12 protein-coding genes and 1 riboswitch are annotated in these 16133 nt (G+C 70.3%); of the genes, 8 read left to right on the forward strand and 4 right to left on the reverse strand.

Annotated elements, in window-relative coordinates:
- The first annotated feature begins 6 nt into the window (after window positions 1-6).
- Both IF01_RS0127210 and IF01_RS0127215 read left to right on the forward strand, forming a co-directional pair.
- Entirely contained in the window at window positions 7-2712 is a 2706-nt protein-coding gene (locus IF01_RS0127210; protein WP_051756274.1) for a hypothetical protein, read from the forward strand.
- Between the two features lie 30 nt (window positions 2713-2742).
- A complete protein-coding gene (locus tag IF01_RS0127215; protein WP_157855360.1) occupies window positions 2743-3888 on the forward strand; it encodes a hypothetical protein in 1146 nt (381 codons plus the stop codon).
- Window positions 3889-3974: 86 nt separating this feature from the next.
- Here IF01_RS0127215 and IF01_RS0127220 read toward each other — a convergent pair whose 3' ends face one another.
- On the reverse strand, window positions 3975-4697 hold the full coding sequence (locus tag IF01_RS0127220) for an LURP-one-related/scramblase family protein (RefSeq protein ID WP_078880344.1): 723 nt from the start codon (window positions 4695-4697) through the stop codon (window positions 3975-3977).
- Between the two features lie 383 nt (window positions 4698-5080).
- Here IF01_RS0127220 and IF01_RS42335 point away from each other — a divergent pair, with 383 nt between their 5' ends.
- Window positions 5081-5803, forward strand: coding sequence for an alpha/beta hydrolase (locus IF01_RS42335; RefSeq protein ID WP_063764308.1), 723 nt, complete (start codon window positions 5081-5083; stop codon window positions 5801-5803).
- 163 nt (window positions 5804-5966) lie between these two features.
- Here the strand turns inward: IF01_RS42335 and IF01_RS0127230 are convergent, their stop codons facing one another.
- Window positions 5967-6632: a Crp/Fnr family transcriptional regulator gene (locus IF01_RS0127230; protein WP_051756279.1), complete on the reverse strand. Its 666-nt coding sequence runs from the start codon at window positions 6630-6632 to the stop codon at window positions 5967-5969.
- Between the two features lie 191 nt (window positions 6633-6823).
- On the opposite strand from IF01_RS0127230, the gene IF01_RS0127235 reads away from it, so the two are divergent.
- From IF01_RS0127235 to IF01_RS0127245, 3 genes are read left to right on the forward strand one after another with little or no spacing between them, the layout of a single operon-like run.
- Window positions 6824-7345: a Pycsar system effector family protein gene (locus IF01_RS0127235; RefSeq protein WP_030396193.1), complete on the forward strand. Its 522-nt coding sequence runs from the start codon at window positions 6824-6826 to the stop codon at window positions 7343-7345.
- Window positions 7346-7398: 53 nt separating this feature from the next.
- Window positions 7399-8226 (forward strand): hypothetical protein, encoded by an 828-nt coding sequence (locus IF01_RS0127240; RefSeq protein WP_051756282.1) that lies wholly within the window; start codon window positions 7399-7401, stop codon window positions 8224-8226.
- Entirely contained in the window at window positions 8223-10451 is a 2229-nt protein-coding gene (locus IF01_RS0127245) for a hypothetical protein (protein WP_157855361.1), read from the forward strand. The genes IF01_RS0127240 and IF01_RS0127245 overlap by 4 nt, the downstream gene beginning before the upstream one ends.
- A 27-nt stretch (window positions 10452-10478) precedes the next feature.
- Here IF01_RS0127245 and IF01_RS0127250 read toward each other — a convergent pair whose 3' ends face one another.
- Entirely contained in the window at window positions 10479-11153 is a 675-nt protein-coding gene (locus IF01_RS0127250) for a TetR/AcrR family transcriptional regulator (protein WP_051756285.1), read from the reverse strand.
- A gap of 141 nt (window positions 11154-11294) precedes the next feature.
- Here IF01_RS0127250 and IF01_RS0127255 point away from each other — a divergent pair, with 141 nt between their 5' ends.
- The gene (locus tag IF01_RS0127255) at window positions 11295-13550 is read left to right on the forward strand and encodes an MMPL family transporter (RefSeq protein ID WP_051756288.1); all 2256 of its coding nucleotides are present in this window, start codon (window positions 11295-11297) and stop codon (window positions 13548-13550) included.
- A gap of 468 nt (window positions 13551-14018) precedes the next feature.
- Here IF01_RS0127255 and IF01_RS0127260 read toward each other — a convergent pair whose 3' ends face one another.
- Window positions 14019-14501, reverse strand: coding sequence for a hypothetical protein (locus IF01_RS0127260; RefSeq protein WP_051756291.1), 483 nt, complete (start codon window positions 14499-14501; stop codon window positions 14019-14021).
- 589 nt (window positions 14502-15090) lie between these two features.
- Window positions 15091-15221: riboswitch (FMN riboswitch) on the forward strand.
- A 249-nt stretch (window positions 15222-15470) separates the two neighbouring features.
- Here IF01_RS0127260 and ribB point away from each other — a divergent pair.
- Entirely contained in the window at window positions 15471-16118 is a 648-nt protein-coding gene (ribB, locus tag IF01_RS0127265; protein WP_078880346.1) for a 3,4-dihydroxy-2-butanone-4-phosphate synthase, read from the forward strand.
- Window positions 16119-16133 lie beyond the last annotated feature (15 nt).

Here is a 16133-nt window from a genome sequence, read left to right on the forward strand (position 1 = left end):
ACGACCATGTCCGATCACGCATCCGAGCCCGCCACCACCGCCGGCCACCCGTCGTCCGCCGCTCCGGCAGCGGCAGTTGGCGTCCCGACCCCTGCCAATCCCCCGACCCCCTCGACCCCGACTCCCCCGACCCCGGCGGCCCCGACGGACCCTTCGCCCGTCCTGGCGCCGGCCTCGCGGCACATTCCCAAGGCCACCCTGGTCGCGCTGGACATCACGCCGCCGTCCGGTGGCCAGGCGCTGCTCAAGCACAGCTTCGCCCACCAACTCGCGCTGCGCCCGGGCGAGGTGGAGGCCGTCGCGCAGGCCGCCGGCCAACCCGGCGGAGCGGCGCTCGCCCGGCTGCTCGCCGGTTACGAGGAGGGCGCGGCGGAGCCTCCGGGGCCGGCGCCGTTCGCCGCAGTGCCGGTCGGCGAACTCGTCGCGTTCGGCCTCGCGGTCGCGCAGCTGCGGCGGAGCAGGAACGGGAACGGGAGCGGCGGGCAGGACGGGGACACACACGCCGACCGGGCCGTCCTCGCCGTCCAGAACCTGGTGTTCAACACCCGCTCCAGCCGGCTGAGCATGCTCAACCTGGAGCGCCTGGAGATGGCGCCGGCCGGCATCCAGCGCGGTGAGCTGATCGCCACCATCCCACTGGCCCCGCTGGAGGAGACGGCCGTCACCCACAAGGAGTGGTCGGTCACCTCCCGGGAGTTCACCTCCATCGTGACGGACTCGCTGGAGAGCTACAGCGAGACGGGAGTCACCGACAACACCGAGCTCTCCCAGTCCACCGCCAGCCAGCAGCAGCACTCCAACCAGTTCAACATCACCGGCACCGTGTCCGGCGGCATTCCGGTGATCAACGGCTCGGCCTCGTCGGGGTTCACCGCCCAGGACAGCTCCTCCACCTCCGCGTCGGAGAGCCGCAAGCACGCCTCCGGGCTGACCCAGAAGGCGTCCTCGCGGGCCAAGCAGGAGCACAAGGTCACCATCTCCACCCTGACCGTCACCGGCACCGAGGAGACCACCACCCGGACGGTGAAGAACCCGAGCCAGACGCAGGCGGTCCGGATCGACTACTTCAGCCTGCTGCGCACCTGGCGGGTCCGGCTCTACCGGTACGGGCTGCGGGCGGCCTACGACATCGTGGTCCCGGAGCCCTCCGCCGCGATCCGCAAGGACTACGTCGAACTCGCCGCGCTGCGGGCCGCCCTCGGTCCGTTCGTCTTCAACCTGCCGCACGACGACATCACCGACGACGTCCGCCCGGCGGACCAGGCGCCCGGGTTCCCGCCGAACCGCAAGCACTACCGCTACCTCGGCGATCTGTACGGCGTGCAGGTGCCCGATCCGCCCGAGGCCACCAAGGAGCTCTTCCCCAACGACAACGTGCCGGCCGGCGGCGGCTGGCACTTCTACCCGATGCGCTTCCGGATCGAGGACGGCTACGCGATCTCGGCCGTGACGGCGGAGTTCCACCTCGGCATGCTCAGCGACAACCCGCGGATGCACTACGGCGTGGAGGGCAGCGGCTTCGAGAGGGACTCCGGGGATCCCCTGCACGACGCCGTGGTGCTCAGCGACCCGCCGTACAACGCCTTCAAGGGCCGCACCGGCGAGCAGAACGTGCTGATCTTCCTCCATGACGTCGGGCCCGCCTGGGTGGGTCTGAAGGTCACCACCGCCCGGACGCCCGAGCTGTTCTCCCGCTGGCAGTCCCAGGTGTGGAACATGCTGCACGACGCCGCGCAGACCAGGTACCTCGCCGAGCAGCAGGACATCGCCAACCGGATCTCCGCCCTGGAGGACCGCCTCGCCGGGGTGGACACCCTCACCCTGCGGCGCGAGGAGAACGACGAGATCATGAAGTGCGTGCTCCGCCATCTCCTGGGCACCGAGTACGAGTTCATGGCCCCCGGCGCGGTGGACGCGCTCCGCGCGGCGGGCGTGGACACCGCGCACGGCGCCGGGTTCGCGCCGGGGATGCTCCACCCGCCGGACGGCGCCTGGGCCGGGCTGAGGCGCCACGAGGACCTGGTCCGCTTCGTCAACCAGGCCGTGGAGTGGGAGAACGTGGTGACCTTCCTCTACTCCTACTTCTGGGACGCCCCCGACTCCTGGGACTTCATCCGCCGCATCCGCCACCCCGACCCCACCCGGCAGGCCTTTCTGCGGGCCGGCGGCGCACGCATCGTGCTGACCATCCGCAAGGGCTGGGAGGACGCCTGGGTGCGCTTCTGCGAGGGCGGCTTCAAGGACGCCGACATCCCCGCCGACCACCCCTACCTGACCGTCGCGCAGGAGATCGCCGCCTACGACGACCGCTACTACCCCGGCATCCCGCCGGCCAACCCGGGCCGCGGCACCGTCCGGATCGAGGACACCGTGAGCACCGAGTGCTCGGTCGTCATCGGGCCCAACCCGGCCAACCCCGCGCTGCCGGTGACCGTCCCGGTCACCTCCAGCCGGGGCTTCACCGTCGGCGCGCCGGTCGTGATCGACTCCACCCGCCACCGCGACCTCCAGGAGACCTGCACGGTCGTGGCGGTCCCCGACCCCGGCCGGCTGACCGTCGACCGGCTGCTGCACCGGCACGACGGCACCGTGACGCCGGTTCCCGTCGTCCAGCCCGGGGAGAAGGGCGAGCTGATCGCCGAGTGGAACGAGTACACCCCGTCCTCCGGCACCGACATTCAACTCAACACCAATCTCCCGCAGATGAGCTGAGCCGGCGGAAGCCGAGCGTTGGAGGTCCTGATGGAGGTCGGGGTCAACTACCCCTGGATGCGCAACGACCCGATCACCATCGGGCCCAACATCCACGAGAAGGGCAGACCGCATCCGTGGCAGGCGGCCAGCTCCGGCCTGGACCGGAACCTGGCCACGCTGCGCGGCCTCGGCGTCACCGTGGTGCGGATGTGGCTGATGGCGCACGGCGTCAACTACGACGGCACCGTCTTCTGCGTCAGCGCCCTCAACGGCGCTGCCCGCTGGCGTTTCGAACCACCGCAACGGATCCATCCGAAGTTCCTCGACGACGTGGAGGAGCTCCTGGTGAAGTGCGAGAAGGCGGACATGCGGATCATCCCGGTCCTCCTCGACTTCGGCTTCTTCGACGAGCCGGAGGCCTGGTCGCTGAAGTACTTCGGCCCCGGGCCGCCCACCCCCACCGACCTCAACTACGGCCGCGGCCGGCGGGCCGTGGCCGAGGACCGGAACCTCCGGGCGACCTTCGTCAACGGCACCGTCAAGCCGCTGGTCGCGGCGATCGCCAAGCACCGCAAGGTCGTTCACGCCGTGGACGTCGTCAACGAGCCGTACTGGTGCGTCAGCCCGATCACGGGCGACCTCTTCGGCCAGTACGTCAATCAGGACGCACTCACCGCGCTCATGCGGGACTGCGTCGCGGCCGTGGAGGCGGCCGGTCTGCCGTCCACCGTCGGGCACCGCTTCCACCGGGACATCGCCAACGTCTTCGGCAGCGTCAAGGTGACCCGCCCGCAGTTCCACTACTACGCCTCGCTCCGGGGGGTGGACGCCCTGCCGGTGCTGTCCGGCCTGAGCGGCCCGCGCCCGTTCCTCGGCGAGTTCGGCTGCATCACCGCCGGGGAGCTGGACGCCCTGCAACGGGACGCCGCCGCCCGCGGCGACAAGGTGGTGCTCGACCAGATCGGACCGATGCGCCGCACCCAGAACCCCTGGCCGGTCCTCCAGCAGTCCCGAAAGACCCAGGCACCGGGCGCCGTCCTCACCGAACGCCTCGACTGGCTCGCCGACTTCGGCTACGAACTGGCGCTGGTCTGGCCCAATGCCGTCCTCCCCGACCCCAGCCGCGAGGACCTCAAGTTCGACGCCCTGCGGCGCTCCCAGATCGCGGAGTTCACCCGGCGCCGCCCCAACTGATCCCGCCGCGTTCGCCGTTCGTGCCCCACCCCCGGACGGAGGGGCGGGGCACGGACAACGACGGGTTGCGGTCGTTGCGGTCGTGACTAGCCGAGGCCGCGGGCGTCCTGCTTCAGCGCGGTGTCCACGGTCAGCGCGGTCGCCACGACCAGGCTGAGCAGCGGGTCGGAGAGCGGGCGGTGGATCTGGAGCACGTAGTTGTCGGCCGTGGTGAACATCGTCTTCGCCAGGCCCTCCCAGGTCTTGGTGATCCGGGCGATCTCGGTGTCCGTCTCGTCGACGATGGAGAAGTTCCAGGCCCGCCAGTTCTCGGCCTTGACGGCGCCGACCTTCTGCCCGCCGACCTCCAGCGCGAAGTTGATCTTCCCGATCGCGTTCTGCTGAACGATCTGGCCGACCTCCTGGCCGTTCGGAAGCTGCACGATCACCCGCGACTTGATGAACTTCGCCGGGCGGGTCAGCAGCAGCACCGGGGCGCCGTTCGCGTCCCGGATCTCCAGCTTGTGGGTCAGGTACTGGTCGAGCGAGGTGAGCAGCCGTATCGCCTTGCGCAGCGCGCCCTGACCGACCTGGACCACCGAGCCCAGCGTGGCACCGCTCTGGTCGAAGACCGCGTACTCGTTGGTGAGCTCGATCAGCTTGGCCTTCTGGTTCACCACCAGAACGGGCTCGGAGAAGAGGGTGCCGCCGCCACCGGTGACCGGTCCGACGCCCGCCTGCTTCTGCACCTGGCGCTGCACCTTGGCGGAGTCGCCGGCCGGAGCGGCCGGCTGCCCGGGGAAACCGGGAGTGTTCGTGTTCTGGGACATGGCGGGCAGGCTAGGCCCAAACCTCCCCGGCCAGCCAGATCATTCACCCGCCCCCGGCCCGCCCGGAGCGCCGCATGGTGCGCATGACCTGCGGATTCGACCACTGCGAGCGCCAGTTGACCACCTCCTGGCGGGCACCGGTGTGGCCGATGTCACACCCGGGACACCGGCGTCGGACCGGACCGGGCCTCAACCGCCGGGCCGGTCGGGCCCGGTGGACGGCGATCAGATCGCGGTACCGGGCGTCCCGGAAATGAGGATTTCCGGCAGAAGCCGAATCCCTTTCCCGGCCGGTGGCTCTTATGGACGGGTCCGGCAGCCGTGGGGCACCGTCCGCGCGCCGCCAGTGTTCCCGCCGTTGCCCGACCACCGAGGAGCTCCTGATGACTCGTTCCCCTTACCCCGTCCCGCCCCGAGGAGTGCTGTTGGTGCACGGCGCGTGGCACACCGGCCATGCCTGGGACGGCGTCGCCGCCGGGCTTCGGGCCCGCGGTGTCACCGTAGCCGTCGCCGAGCTGCACCGCGGGTCGCTGGCGGCCGACAAGGCCGCAGCCGAGACCGCACTGGACCAGTTGTCCGGGGGTGGCCCCGCCGTCGCGTGCGGCCACTCCTACGGTGGCGCCGTCATCACGGGCCTTCCGCCGCACAAGGTCGGACACCTCGTGTACCTCGCCGCGATGATGCCCGACCGCGGCGAGACCGCCCTCGGCCTGCTCGCCGGCGCGCCGCCCACCGATCTGCGGTCCAGCATGATCGCCGGCCCCGCCGGCACCACCACGATCGACCCGGAGGCCGCGGGCCGGCTGTTCCACGCCCAACTCGACACCGGGGAACGCGCCCGCTACACCGCCCGGCTCGTCCCCCAGACCATGGCCCCCGGCCATCAGCCGACGACCGACGCCGCCTGGCACCACCGCCCCAGCACCTACGTCGTCTGCACCGAGGACCGCGTCGTGCACCCGGACCTGCAACGCCGGTTCGCCACCCGCGCGACCCGCGCGGTGACCTGGCACAGCGACCACGGAGCTTTCGCGTCGCACGAGGACGAGACCATCGACCTGCTCCACAGTCTGGCCACCGCGAGCCACCTCGCCCCGGCCCGCTAGCGCTGTCCGGACCGTGCCGGTCGCAGCCGCTCAGCAACGGCTGCGACCGGCACGGTCGCCGAGCCGACGAAGCCGACCACAAGCCCGTCGGCCTCTGCGGCAGCGCGTGCACGCCGCTTCGCTCGCACCCGGCAGGCCCCTGTGCCGTACACCAGGACACGCACTACGCCGTATCCGGCCAGACAGCGAGGGCCGCCGGATCGTGCACCAGGATCTGTCCACGCGAGACAGCAACCAGGCGGCGCTCGGTGAGCTCGCGGAGAACCCGTACAACCGACTCCCGGGACGCACCGACCGCTCCTGCCAGTTCCTGCTGGTTGACGGCAAGCCGACGAGCCGCACCGCCGCCCGGTCCGGGCACTGGCGAACCGTAGTTCCGGGAGAGTCGCGCAAGAACCAGCGCGGTCCGCGCAACCGTCGGCAACGCCCCGAGATCCGACCGACCGATGTCGGACTCCCTCAGTCGAACGGCCACGAACCGCAGGACCGCGAGCGCGAACCCGCCGTGCGCTTCCATGAGAGTGATGAACCTCGGTGCGGCCAGCGCCACCCCCGAGACCGACGCCATCGCCGTCGCTGTCGCGGACCGCGTCTCGCCGTCCACGCATGACAGCTCACCGATCAACTCCCCCGGGCCACGTATGGCGAGAACGCTGGTGAAGCCGTTCGTCGAGGCCGCAGTGATCTTGACCAATCCGCGCTCCAGGAGAACCACCCGATCCGGGGTCTCACCTTCCCGTATCAGGACCTCACCACGCCTCCATGACACCTCGTGGCCTGCCGACCTGATCAGGTCCCTCCACTCCGCGGGGAGCGCCGATCCGACCACCTTCCACCACCCTTCGCCTCCAAGGTATCCGCTCAGCCGTCTGCGTCGTTTGACGCAGACGGCTGCCTCCGAACCGGGGTACCAAGGTCACCGGACAAGTCGTCACGCCGGCGAACCCGGACGCCAGTCGAGGGGAGAATCACGTGAGCCTTTCAACCAACGGATCAAACGGTTCTTCGGATTCCGAGAACATGAACGACACCGCCAGCTCCACCGCGATCGACCGGGCCTGGCGGATCCACGGCTCGCTCTCCGACTCGATAGGCCGGGTGGACGTCAAGGCCGCATTCGCACTGAGCCTCGAAACAGCGGCCCTGGTCGCGATCACGAGCGCCGTACGAAGCATGCCGACCGGGCCGTCCCCTCAATGGCGGCACCCGGCCCTTGTCGTGATCCTCTGGCTCAGCGCGGTACTGGTCGGTTCGGCCCTCCTCTTCGCCGTCGCCGCGGTCGTTCCGCGCATCGGTGCGAACGACTCGACGGACGACTGGCCGAGCAACACCGTCTACTTCGGCCACCTCAGGCGTTGGCCTGCAGCGGAGTTGGCCGAATCGCTGGCCGAACAGGACCTGCTCCCGGCGCTCAGCAGGCAGCTTGTGGCGCTCTCCCGCATCGCCTGGGCCAAGCACACAAAGGTGCGTACCTCTCTCGCTCTGGGCGGAATCGGGGTAGCGCTCGCCGGCTTGGCGGCCATGATGAGCTCCATGACATAAGCAGCCCGAGAACGCCCTGCCCCTCCCGCTCGACGAGAAACGGAGTTCCCTCCATGGACCTCACCGTTCCGGCCCATCCCTGGGACCTGCCTCCCGAACGCACGGTCTTCGCGACTGACATCAAGGACTTCAGCCGGGCCCCCGAACACCGCCAACCCGCGCTCCGGCTTGCGCTGGACAACGCCCTGGAGTCCTCGTTCGCGCTGAGCGACCTGGCAACCGAGTGGAAGGAGAGGAACCCGACGAACTTTCAGGACACCGGTGACGGCTGCATCCTCATCCTCCCACCGGCTCGAACCTGGCGACTGGTGGACCCGCTCATCCGCTTCCTGGACGAGGAACTGCACGAATACGACCGGAGTCGGCAGCGGGACGATCCGCCACTGCTGGTTCGGGTGAGCGTGCACGTCGGCCCCATGCCCCCGAGCAACCTGGCCGACGCCATCAACGACACGGCGCGGTTCGTCGACTCCGACGCCGTCCGGGCCGGCATCGCCGCAGCAGCCGCCCACGGGAGCTACACAGCCCTCGCGCTGTCCGACGAGATGTACCGCAGAGTAGTGCTCGCCCGCCGGAGCAGGCTCATGCAGGAACGCGACTTCCTCGAGGTACCCGCTTCCGTTCCGGGAAAGGCCTTCGCCCGATCCGCGTGGATCCACGTACCCCGACTGAGCCCCGACCTGATCGCCCAGTACGTGGAGCCGAACAAGGCAGCTGCGGTTCAGGACGGAAGCGCCCCCTCCGGAGCGACCGACCCGGGCGCCATCCACCTGTCCGGCAACGTCAACATCAACACGATGGCCAACAACATCAACACGCTACGGACGCAGCAGGTCAATCACGCCGGCGCCGCGCCGGCCGAAGGGCAGCCCACCAGGTGAGCTCCGAGGCCCCATGGACACCGGACGACCTGGACAACCTGCTCGCTTCGGTCCCCACTCGAAACCGTGCACGCGAGACCGACATCGAGAGCCGACCCACGCAGTTCGTGCTGCCCCCACCGTACGACCCTCGTTCCGGACACCCTCCGCAGAACACACCCCCGGCCCGAACCACCAATATCGGTGTACTCGCCAATAGGATCGAGAACTTCAACCAGGAGACACGCAGGCGCGACGTTCTCGACGGAACAGAGATCGACCGGGCCGGGCTGAGAGACTCCCCGGCCTTCTTCCTTCCGCCGGAGTGGAGTTCGGCTTGGTCCGCGGGCGCAGAAGCACTCCGGCCGAGCGGAACATGCGGTGTTCTCATCGTCGTGTCACGCCGGGGGTACGGTGTCACGACCTTCGCGCAGCACCTCGCCGCACGCCATTCAACCGACTCCGTCCTTCTCGACCTGGAGGCCGACTGGAGTCATCCATCAGTCGGACGGCTCCCGATCGAACCCCGTCACACCCTTCTGCTGGAACTGAAGGACCCCGAAACCGATCGGTTCGACAGCGGCTTCATGCACCATCTGGCGAGTTACGCGGGGAAGCTGCGCCAGTGCGGATCCCGCCTGATCCTGACCGTCACGACCGAGCTGCTGAAGGGTCATCACCCGCCCTCCGGAGCGGGGATCGAGGTCGTTCGTCTGACGGCGCCGCCCGATGCGCAACAGCTCGTCGAGCACCGTCTGAAGGCGAAAGGCCATGCTTCGCTGGTCCAGTACGTCCGATCGACGAGCGCCAGGAATTCGATTCGGGGGCGTGACGCGGTCGAGGCCGTTCGGTGCGTGGAGACGGTCCTCCAGCAGTGGAGTGCGCACCAGCGGCAACGGACCGGCCCCGGTGACAGTTCCACTCCCGGCCTCATCGCCCGTCCTGTCAGGGTGGAACACCTGGCGTCCCAGACGGCTCCTCCCGACGGCCTCCAGAGCGAGATCGAGCTGGCACTGGCCGACTGGCGGGCCGACTTCGACGTTCTCTTCGGCGACCCCGGCGAGCGCCCGGTCGCCGAGAAGAGTCCGCTCTCGCTTTCGGACCGCTGCCTGCTGCTCACGCTGGCCGTCCACCGAGTCGCACCGGCTTCGGTCATCGGAGCGGACGCCCATGCTCTGGAAGCGGCCGTCGTAACGGAATCCGGGGGACCGCGACCGGTGAGTTCGCCCAGCCTGGGCACGATCTTCGCCCGGCGAGGTCTACGCCCCCGTCTCGCTGCCATGTCCGCCGAAGTGGACCCGCAGGACCGGGTCACGTTCGACCGGCCCGGCTACGCAGAGGCCGTCATCGACTACGCCTGGGACAACTTCCCCCCGCTTCGCGACGTACTGCTCGCGTGGCTGGTACATCTGCCGATCCGTTCCCGGGCGGAGGCGGACCCGGCTCCGCGGGCGTTGTCCGCACTGATCCTCAGACACGGCAAGGCGGAACACCTGGACAAGGTGAAGGATCTGACCGTCGACGCCAACCGCGCGAGCCTCCTTGTGGACGTCACCGAACAGGTGCTCGCGGACGAGCACATGAGCGGCACCGCCTGGCGGCTGCTCACGAAGTGGGCGAAGCAGGGGAAGCCGTTGCGTGCGGTGGTCGCCGACGTCTGCCGGCGAGTCCTCACCTCGGCGGACAGCACACCGAGAGCCCGCCGACTGGCGATGACGCGGGTTCGCAACCTCGTTCAGACGGACGACCTCGACATCCGAGCACAAGTACTGGACATCCTCGACGGCCTCGCCGGGACGACCGATACGCGCCCGCTGCTGGTCCGCGAGGTGGACAACTGGTTGGTGAAGGACTGGCCGCCGTCGGCCGGGCGGCTGGCCCTGCTCGCCCTGATGAGTTGCACGGATGCCAGGCTGCCATGGCTGCTCGGCGCGAACTCCCCGTTCGAGGACACTCAACTCCGCCGTGGGCTGCAAGACTTGTTCGGCAACCTCGCGGACTCGGCCGAGGCCGTTGCTCGCACCACGGCCTGGCTGCGCGCCAGGGCCGCGGACCCGGCCGCAGCCGACATCGTCGCCGGCCGGGTCGCGCCGTCACTGCGCGGCCGCTCCCGAGCGCCTGCGGTCGTGGAACTGTTGCAGGCGCTGCGCGAGACCGTCCTTCCGGACGGCAGCCGGGCCAGCGACCTGCTGTTCGAGCGGATCGCGCCCGAGGCTGCCTCCGATCCGAGCCTGTCGAACCGGTAGCGCACGTCGGTGACGGGCGGGACCTGATCACCGCTGGTCCACGGCCGGCGACAGGCCTGCGGTGCGCGCGGCGACGCCCGCCTGGACGGCGAAGAGGCGGTCCCGCGCTTGCTGGTCGAGCATGTGGAAGTGGCCGTGCGCCTCGAGGGTGACGAAGCCGTGAACCGTGGCCCAGGCCAGCATCAGGGCTTCCGCCGGGTCCGGCACCAGCGAGCTGCCGAGCCGGCCGCGCTCGGCCGTGTCGGCGACGAGTTCGGCCATGTGATCCATCGCCCGTTGACCGGCCGCCACGGTCGGCCCGTCCGGCGGGGCCGCGTACCCGGGTACGGGGGAGCCGAAGATGAGGGCGAAGCGCTCCGGATTCCGCTGCGCCCAGGTGCGGTAGGCAGTGCAGGTGGCCCCGAAGCGGCCGTCCAGGTCGTCCGGCGGCACGGTCCCGCGGGTTGCCGTCAAGGCGTCCGACAGGCTGTCGTAGGAGTCGGCGACCAGGGCGGTGAGCAGCTCGTCCCGGTCGGCGAAGTAGCGGTACAGGGCGGGCGGGGTCATCCCCATGCTGCGGGCGATGTCGGTGAAGCGGAGGTTCGCGGCGCCGCGCTCGACGATCAGGGTCAGGGCCGCGCGCTTGATCTCCTCCACGGTGTCGGCGCGCAGCCGTTCGCGGCGGCTCAGCTGCCCGCTCTCGTCGGTCGACCCATCCGTCATCGCATCTCCGTCCGCCCGCCGTACCAGTCACCGCGTTGACAATCCGTGCCCACCGAGGGGAACGTTACGCTTCATCATGTGCGTTATGAAGCGTAACGCATTGTCTGGGGGCGGAGCCCCTGACGACGCACGGAGGACCACATGTCCCAGGGACTGCGCGACGGCCGGCGGACAGCCGCCGGCGAGAGCGGGTCACACCGGCCCGGCCCCCTCGGCCGCACAGCCGGTTGGAGCTTCCGGAACCGGGGCCGCACGGTGCTGCTCTGGCTGCTCGCCGCCGGCGCGGCCTTCGGCCTCTCGGCCGGCCTCGGCGCCAAGTACAGCGCCGACTACAGCGCGCCCGGCTCGGACTCCAAGCAGGCCCAGCAGTTGCTGACACGGGACTTCCCCGGGCTGGGCGGTGAGTCGATCAGCCTGGTGCTGACCGCGGACGGCAGCGTGACCGACGCCGCCACCCGTGACCGGGTCAAGGACCTGCTCGCCCGGATGGCGGAGGTTCCGCACATCAGCGGCATCGACGACCCGTACGGCCCGCGCGGCAAGGTGTCGGCGGACGGCCGCACCGCCCTCGGGCAGATCCACCTGGACGTCGCCGTCGCACCCGACATGCCGAAGGCGGACACCCGGCGGCTGCTCGACCTCGCCCGCCCCGTCGACGGCGGCCTGCGCGTCCACCTCGGCGGCATGACGGTCCAGCAGGCCGAGCAGGGCGCGATCGGCTCGGAGGCCATCGGCATCGCGGCCGCCGCCGTGATCCTGGTGATCACCTTCGGCTCGGTCGTGGCCGCCGGCCTGCCGATGCTCACCGCGCTCGGCGGGCTCGCGGTCAGCGCCACCCTGCTGCCGGTCCTCGCCGCGATCATGCCGGTCCCGGACTGGTCCACCTCGCTCGCCGCGATGCTGGGCATCGGCGTCGGCATCGACTACGCGCTGCTGCTGGTCACCCGGTTCCGCGAGTGGCGCGCCGAGGGGCTCGAACCCGAGGCCGCCACGGTCGCCGCGCTGGACACCGCGGGTCGCGCGGTCGTGGTCGCCGGAACGACCGTGGTGGTCAGCATGCTCGGGCTGTTCGCGATGGGTCTGTCGTTCATGCGCGGCGCCGCGGTCTCGGCGATCCTCTCCGTGCTCGTCGTGATCGCCGCGTCCACCACGCTCTTCCCCGCCCTGCTCGGCTACCTCGGCCGACACATCGAGCGCCTCCGACTGCCCCTGCCCCGGCGCCGCACCACCCGGGGCGGGAGCCCGGTGGGCGCCGGCTGGCTGCGCTGGAGCAGGCTCGTCGAGCGTTACCGCGTCCTCGGTGCCGTCACCGGCGTCGTCGTCCTGCTGGCGCTCGCGGCACCGTTCCTGGGCGTGCGCTTCGGCTTCCCGGACGCGGGCAACGACCCCGCCGGGCGCTCGAACCGGCTGGCGTACGACACGGTGGCCGCCGGCTTCGGACCGGGCAGCAACGGACCGCTGGTCCTGGTCGCCGAGTTGGCGCCGGGCACCCCCGCCGACGCGACAGCCGCGCTGCCCGCCGCGCTGAAGGCGGTGCCCGGCGTCACGGCGGTGACCCCTCCGGTGCCCGGCACCGACGGCCGTTCAGTTCTGCTCACCGTCGTCCCGGACAGCGGTCCGCAGTCCAGCGCCACCAAGTCCCTGGTCCGCGACCTCCGCGACCACGTCGTCCCGGGTGCGGTCGGCCCCGGCGTCCGGGTGCACGTCGGCGGGGCGACCGCGAGCGCGATCGACAGCACCGACAACATCTCCCGTCGCATCCCGCTGCTGGTCGGCGGCGTGGTCACGGTGTCGATGCTCCTGCTCCTGGTGGCCTTCCGCAGCCTCGCCGTCGCCCTCAAGGCCGCGGTGATGAACCTGCTCTCCGTCGAAGCCGCGTACGGCGTGGTCGCGCTCGTCCTCGAAGGCGGCACCGCCGGCCGATTGATCGGCATCGACAGCCCCACCCCGCTGCCGGCCTTCGTTCCCGTGCTGACCTTCGCCGTCCTGTTCGGCCTCTCGATGGACTACGAGGTCTTCCTGGTGAGCCGGATGCGCGAGGCCTGGCTCCGCAGCAACGACAACGCCGAGTCCATCGTCAGCGGACTGGCGGGCACCGCACGGGTCATCACCGCAGCTGCGGCCATCATGGTCGCCGTGTTCGCGGCCTTCGTCCCGTCCCCCGACCTGCCGATCAAGGTCATCGGCGTCGGCATGGGCTCGGCCATCCTGATCGACGCCACGCTCGTCCGACTGCTGCTGGTACCGGCCGTGATGCACCTGCTCGGCCGCGGCAACTGGTGGCTGCCCACCTGGCTGGACCGCCGTCTCCCCCACCTCCACGTCGAAGGCCACACGGAGCACTACCAGCCGAAGCCCACCCCCGAGGCACCCCGCCCCGTGGCGGCGGTCCGGTAGCGGCAACGGCGGACCGCGGGGCCGTGGGGCGCCCGCGGTCCGCCGTCACGAGACCGACGAGCATTGACTCCCGCCCTTGGTGGACGGGAGCGGACAACGAGTGGGGCCTGTCCGGGGTACAACCTCGGTTCACACCCACTCAGGATCCACCGCACGCCACCCACAGCATCGCCTCGCGGCAGCAGTTGCCTCTTCTGCTGCTTACCGGGCACAGACCCTGGTTGCGAGACCAGGATCGACCACCGCAATCCGCACAGGGCCGAGGTGTCCTGGGCCGGGTTCCTGCGTTCCCTCCCCTCCCGAGCGCAGCCCGACCGGCAGCCGGCTGGTCATCGGCAATCACCGCACGAGTCCGGTCAGGGCGATCCGCAGGATTGTGCTCGGCACTGTCTCTTCGCCGTGGACGAAGGCCACGTCCCGGCTCGGTCAGCCGTCGGAGAGGCAGCTGCGGAGCTGAACTCACTCAGATCAGTTTTCTTCCGTCCCCGCCATCCCGCTCACTTCTGCGATTCCCTCCACCGTCGCACGGTCGCCCGCCCGCCGGCCTTCCACCGCGTCGAACCTGTCACGCAGTCGGCGCAGGCGGGTCGGGTCGGAGGCAACCTCCGGCGGTACGAGCGACATGGCCCCCTTGACCCACTCACCGTCACCGAGGTCGGCCACCACCCGGTCGGCGCGGTCCTCGTGCCCAGGTGCCATGGCACCGAGCAGGCCGAGGAGAACGAGCAGTTCGTGCTGCACGGCAGGTGTGAACAGCTCCCGCTCCTCGTCGCCCAGTTTCACCTCGATCCGGCCTCCGCCGAGCTCGGCATAGCCGTACAGAAGGTCCCTCAGAAGCTTGAACTGCGGCTCGGGCATCAGGAGCTGGAGCGACTCTAGGTAGAGCCTCAGTCGCAGCGCCGCCAACTCCGATGGGTTCGCATCGCCGTCCTCGTGCTTGCCGTCCGCCACCCGACCCCTCCCTGACGTGTCAGCCGACCGGCGTCACCGCCGCCACCGGCCCCCCGATGGTACGGGGGCCCTCGGTCCGTCGAACAGGCCGGCCATGACGGGCAGATCTTTAGCGGCAGTCACGACTCTCACGAACTCTACTGTGCTGCAGCTAAGTTACCGGCTCGGTGACGCATCCCGCGCCCGGCAGGCGGCGATCATGTCGCGGTACCAGGCGTACTGGGCCTGCGAACTGCTGACGGTGACCCAGTGTTTTCCTTGCGCACAAGCGTCCGTTTTCACCCCTCAGCCTTCATGGGCGCTCATCTGGCGTGGTCCAACGTGGTCCCAGGGCCGGTGCTTCGCGCCCACGTGGCACGGGGTCACGGAACGCATGCGGACAATCCGCGACACCGCCCTCGCCCGCGACGGCGAGGGCGTTGTCGCGGACGACCTGCGTTGCTGGAGGTGTTCGTCTCGGTGCGGGTCGCCCTCGGGAGAGCAAGCGGGAAGTCGATGTGACGGACCGTCCCCCAGCCACCGACTTGTTGCCTCCTTCGGGGCACACATCCACAACCCGGGGCACACGTGTCATGATCGGTCTGAGTGTTCGCGCGCTCCGGGGTCGGTGCAATTCCGAACCGGCGGTCAAAGTCCGCGACCCAGCCGAAGCCATCGGCTGGTTGACCTGGTGAAACTCCAGGACCGACGGTGAAAGTCCGGATGGAAGGCAGTGCGCGGCGACACCGTGTCCGGCCGGTAGTGGGCTTGCCGCCCCACCGTACGGACCTGGTGCTCGCTTTCCCCGGAACGGCGTCTGTGCACGGGGGCGAGCTGCCGTTCGCCGTCCCTCCCCGCGCACTCGGCGCCGTCCATTGTGGAGGGCCGTGCGCGCAAGCATGTGTCTTTCCGGATGGCCGCGTTCTCTCGCAGACCAGTGAACCCTCCGGACCTCCCGGTCCAGGGTTTCCCGACCTCAGGAGAGAGCAGATGGCAACCACGCGTTTCCCACGAGCCGACCGCCTGCAGCAGGTTGAGCAAGCGATCGAGGCCTTCCGCCGTGGCGCTTTCGTGATCGTCTTCGACGACGAGTCCCGCGAGAACGAAGGCGACCTCATGGTGGCTGCCGAGTACACCCACGAGACCGCGCTGCGGTACATGCTCGACCACACCTCCGGCGTGGTCTGCGCGGCCGTGCCGTTCGAGCGGTGCGAGGAACTCGACCTGCCGCAGATGGCGGCGGAGAACTCCGGTCTGCACGGCACGGCCTTCACCGTCTCGGTGGACCTGATCGCCGGTGGAACCACCGGCATCCCGGTCGAGGAGCGGGCGCGCACCGTGCAGGCGCTGGCCGACCCGGCCGTCGCGCCGGGCGACTTCGCCCGGCCGGGCCACGTCTTCCCGGTGCGCGCCGCTCGCGGCGGCGTGCTGGAGCGCGACGGCCACACCGAGGCCGGGGTGGACCTGTCCCGCCTGGCGGGGCTCTCCGGTGTGACCGCCATGTGCGAGGTCGTCCGGCCGGACTGGCGCATGGCCCGCCTCCACGACCTGCAGCAACTCGCCGCGCGCGACGGGCTGGTGCTGATCTCGGTGGGCGACCTGGTGGCCTACCGGCTGGCCACCGAGCCCCCTGTCTGAGCGTCCCGACGTTCC

The organism is Kitasatospora purpeofusca, assembly GCF_000718025.1.
GTDB lineage: Bacteria > Actinomycetota > Actinomycetes > Streptomycetales > Streptomycetaceae > Kitasatospora > Kitasatospora purpeofusca.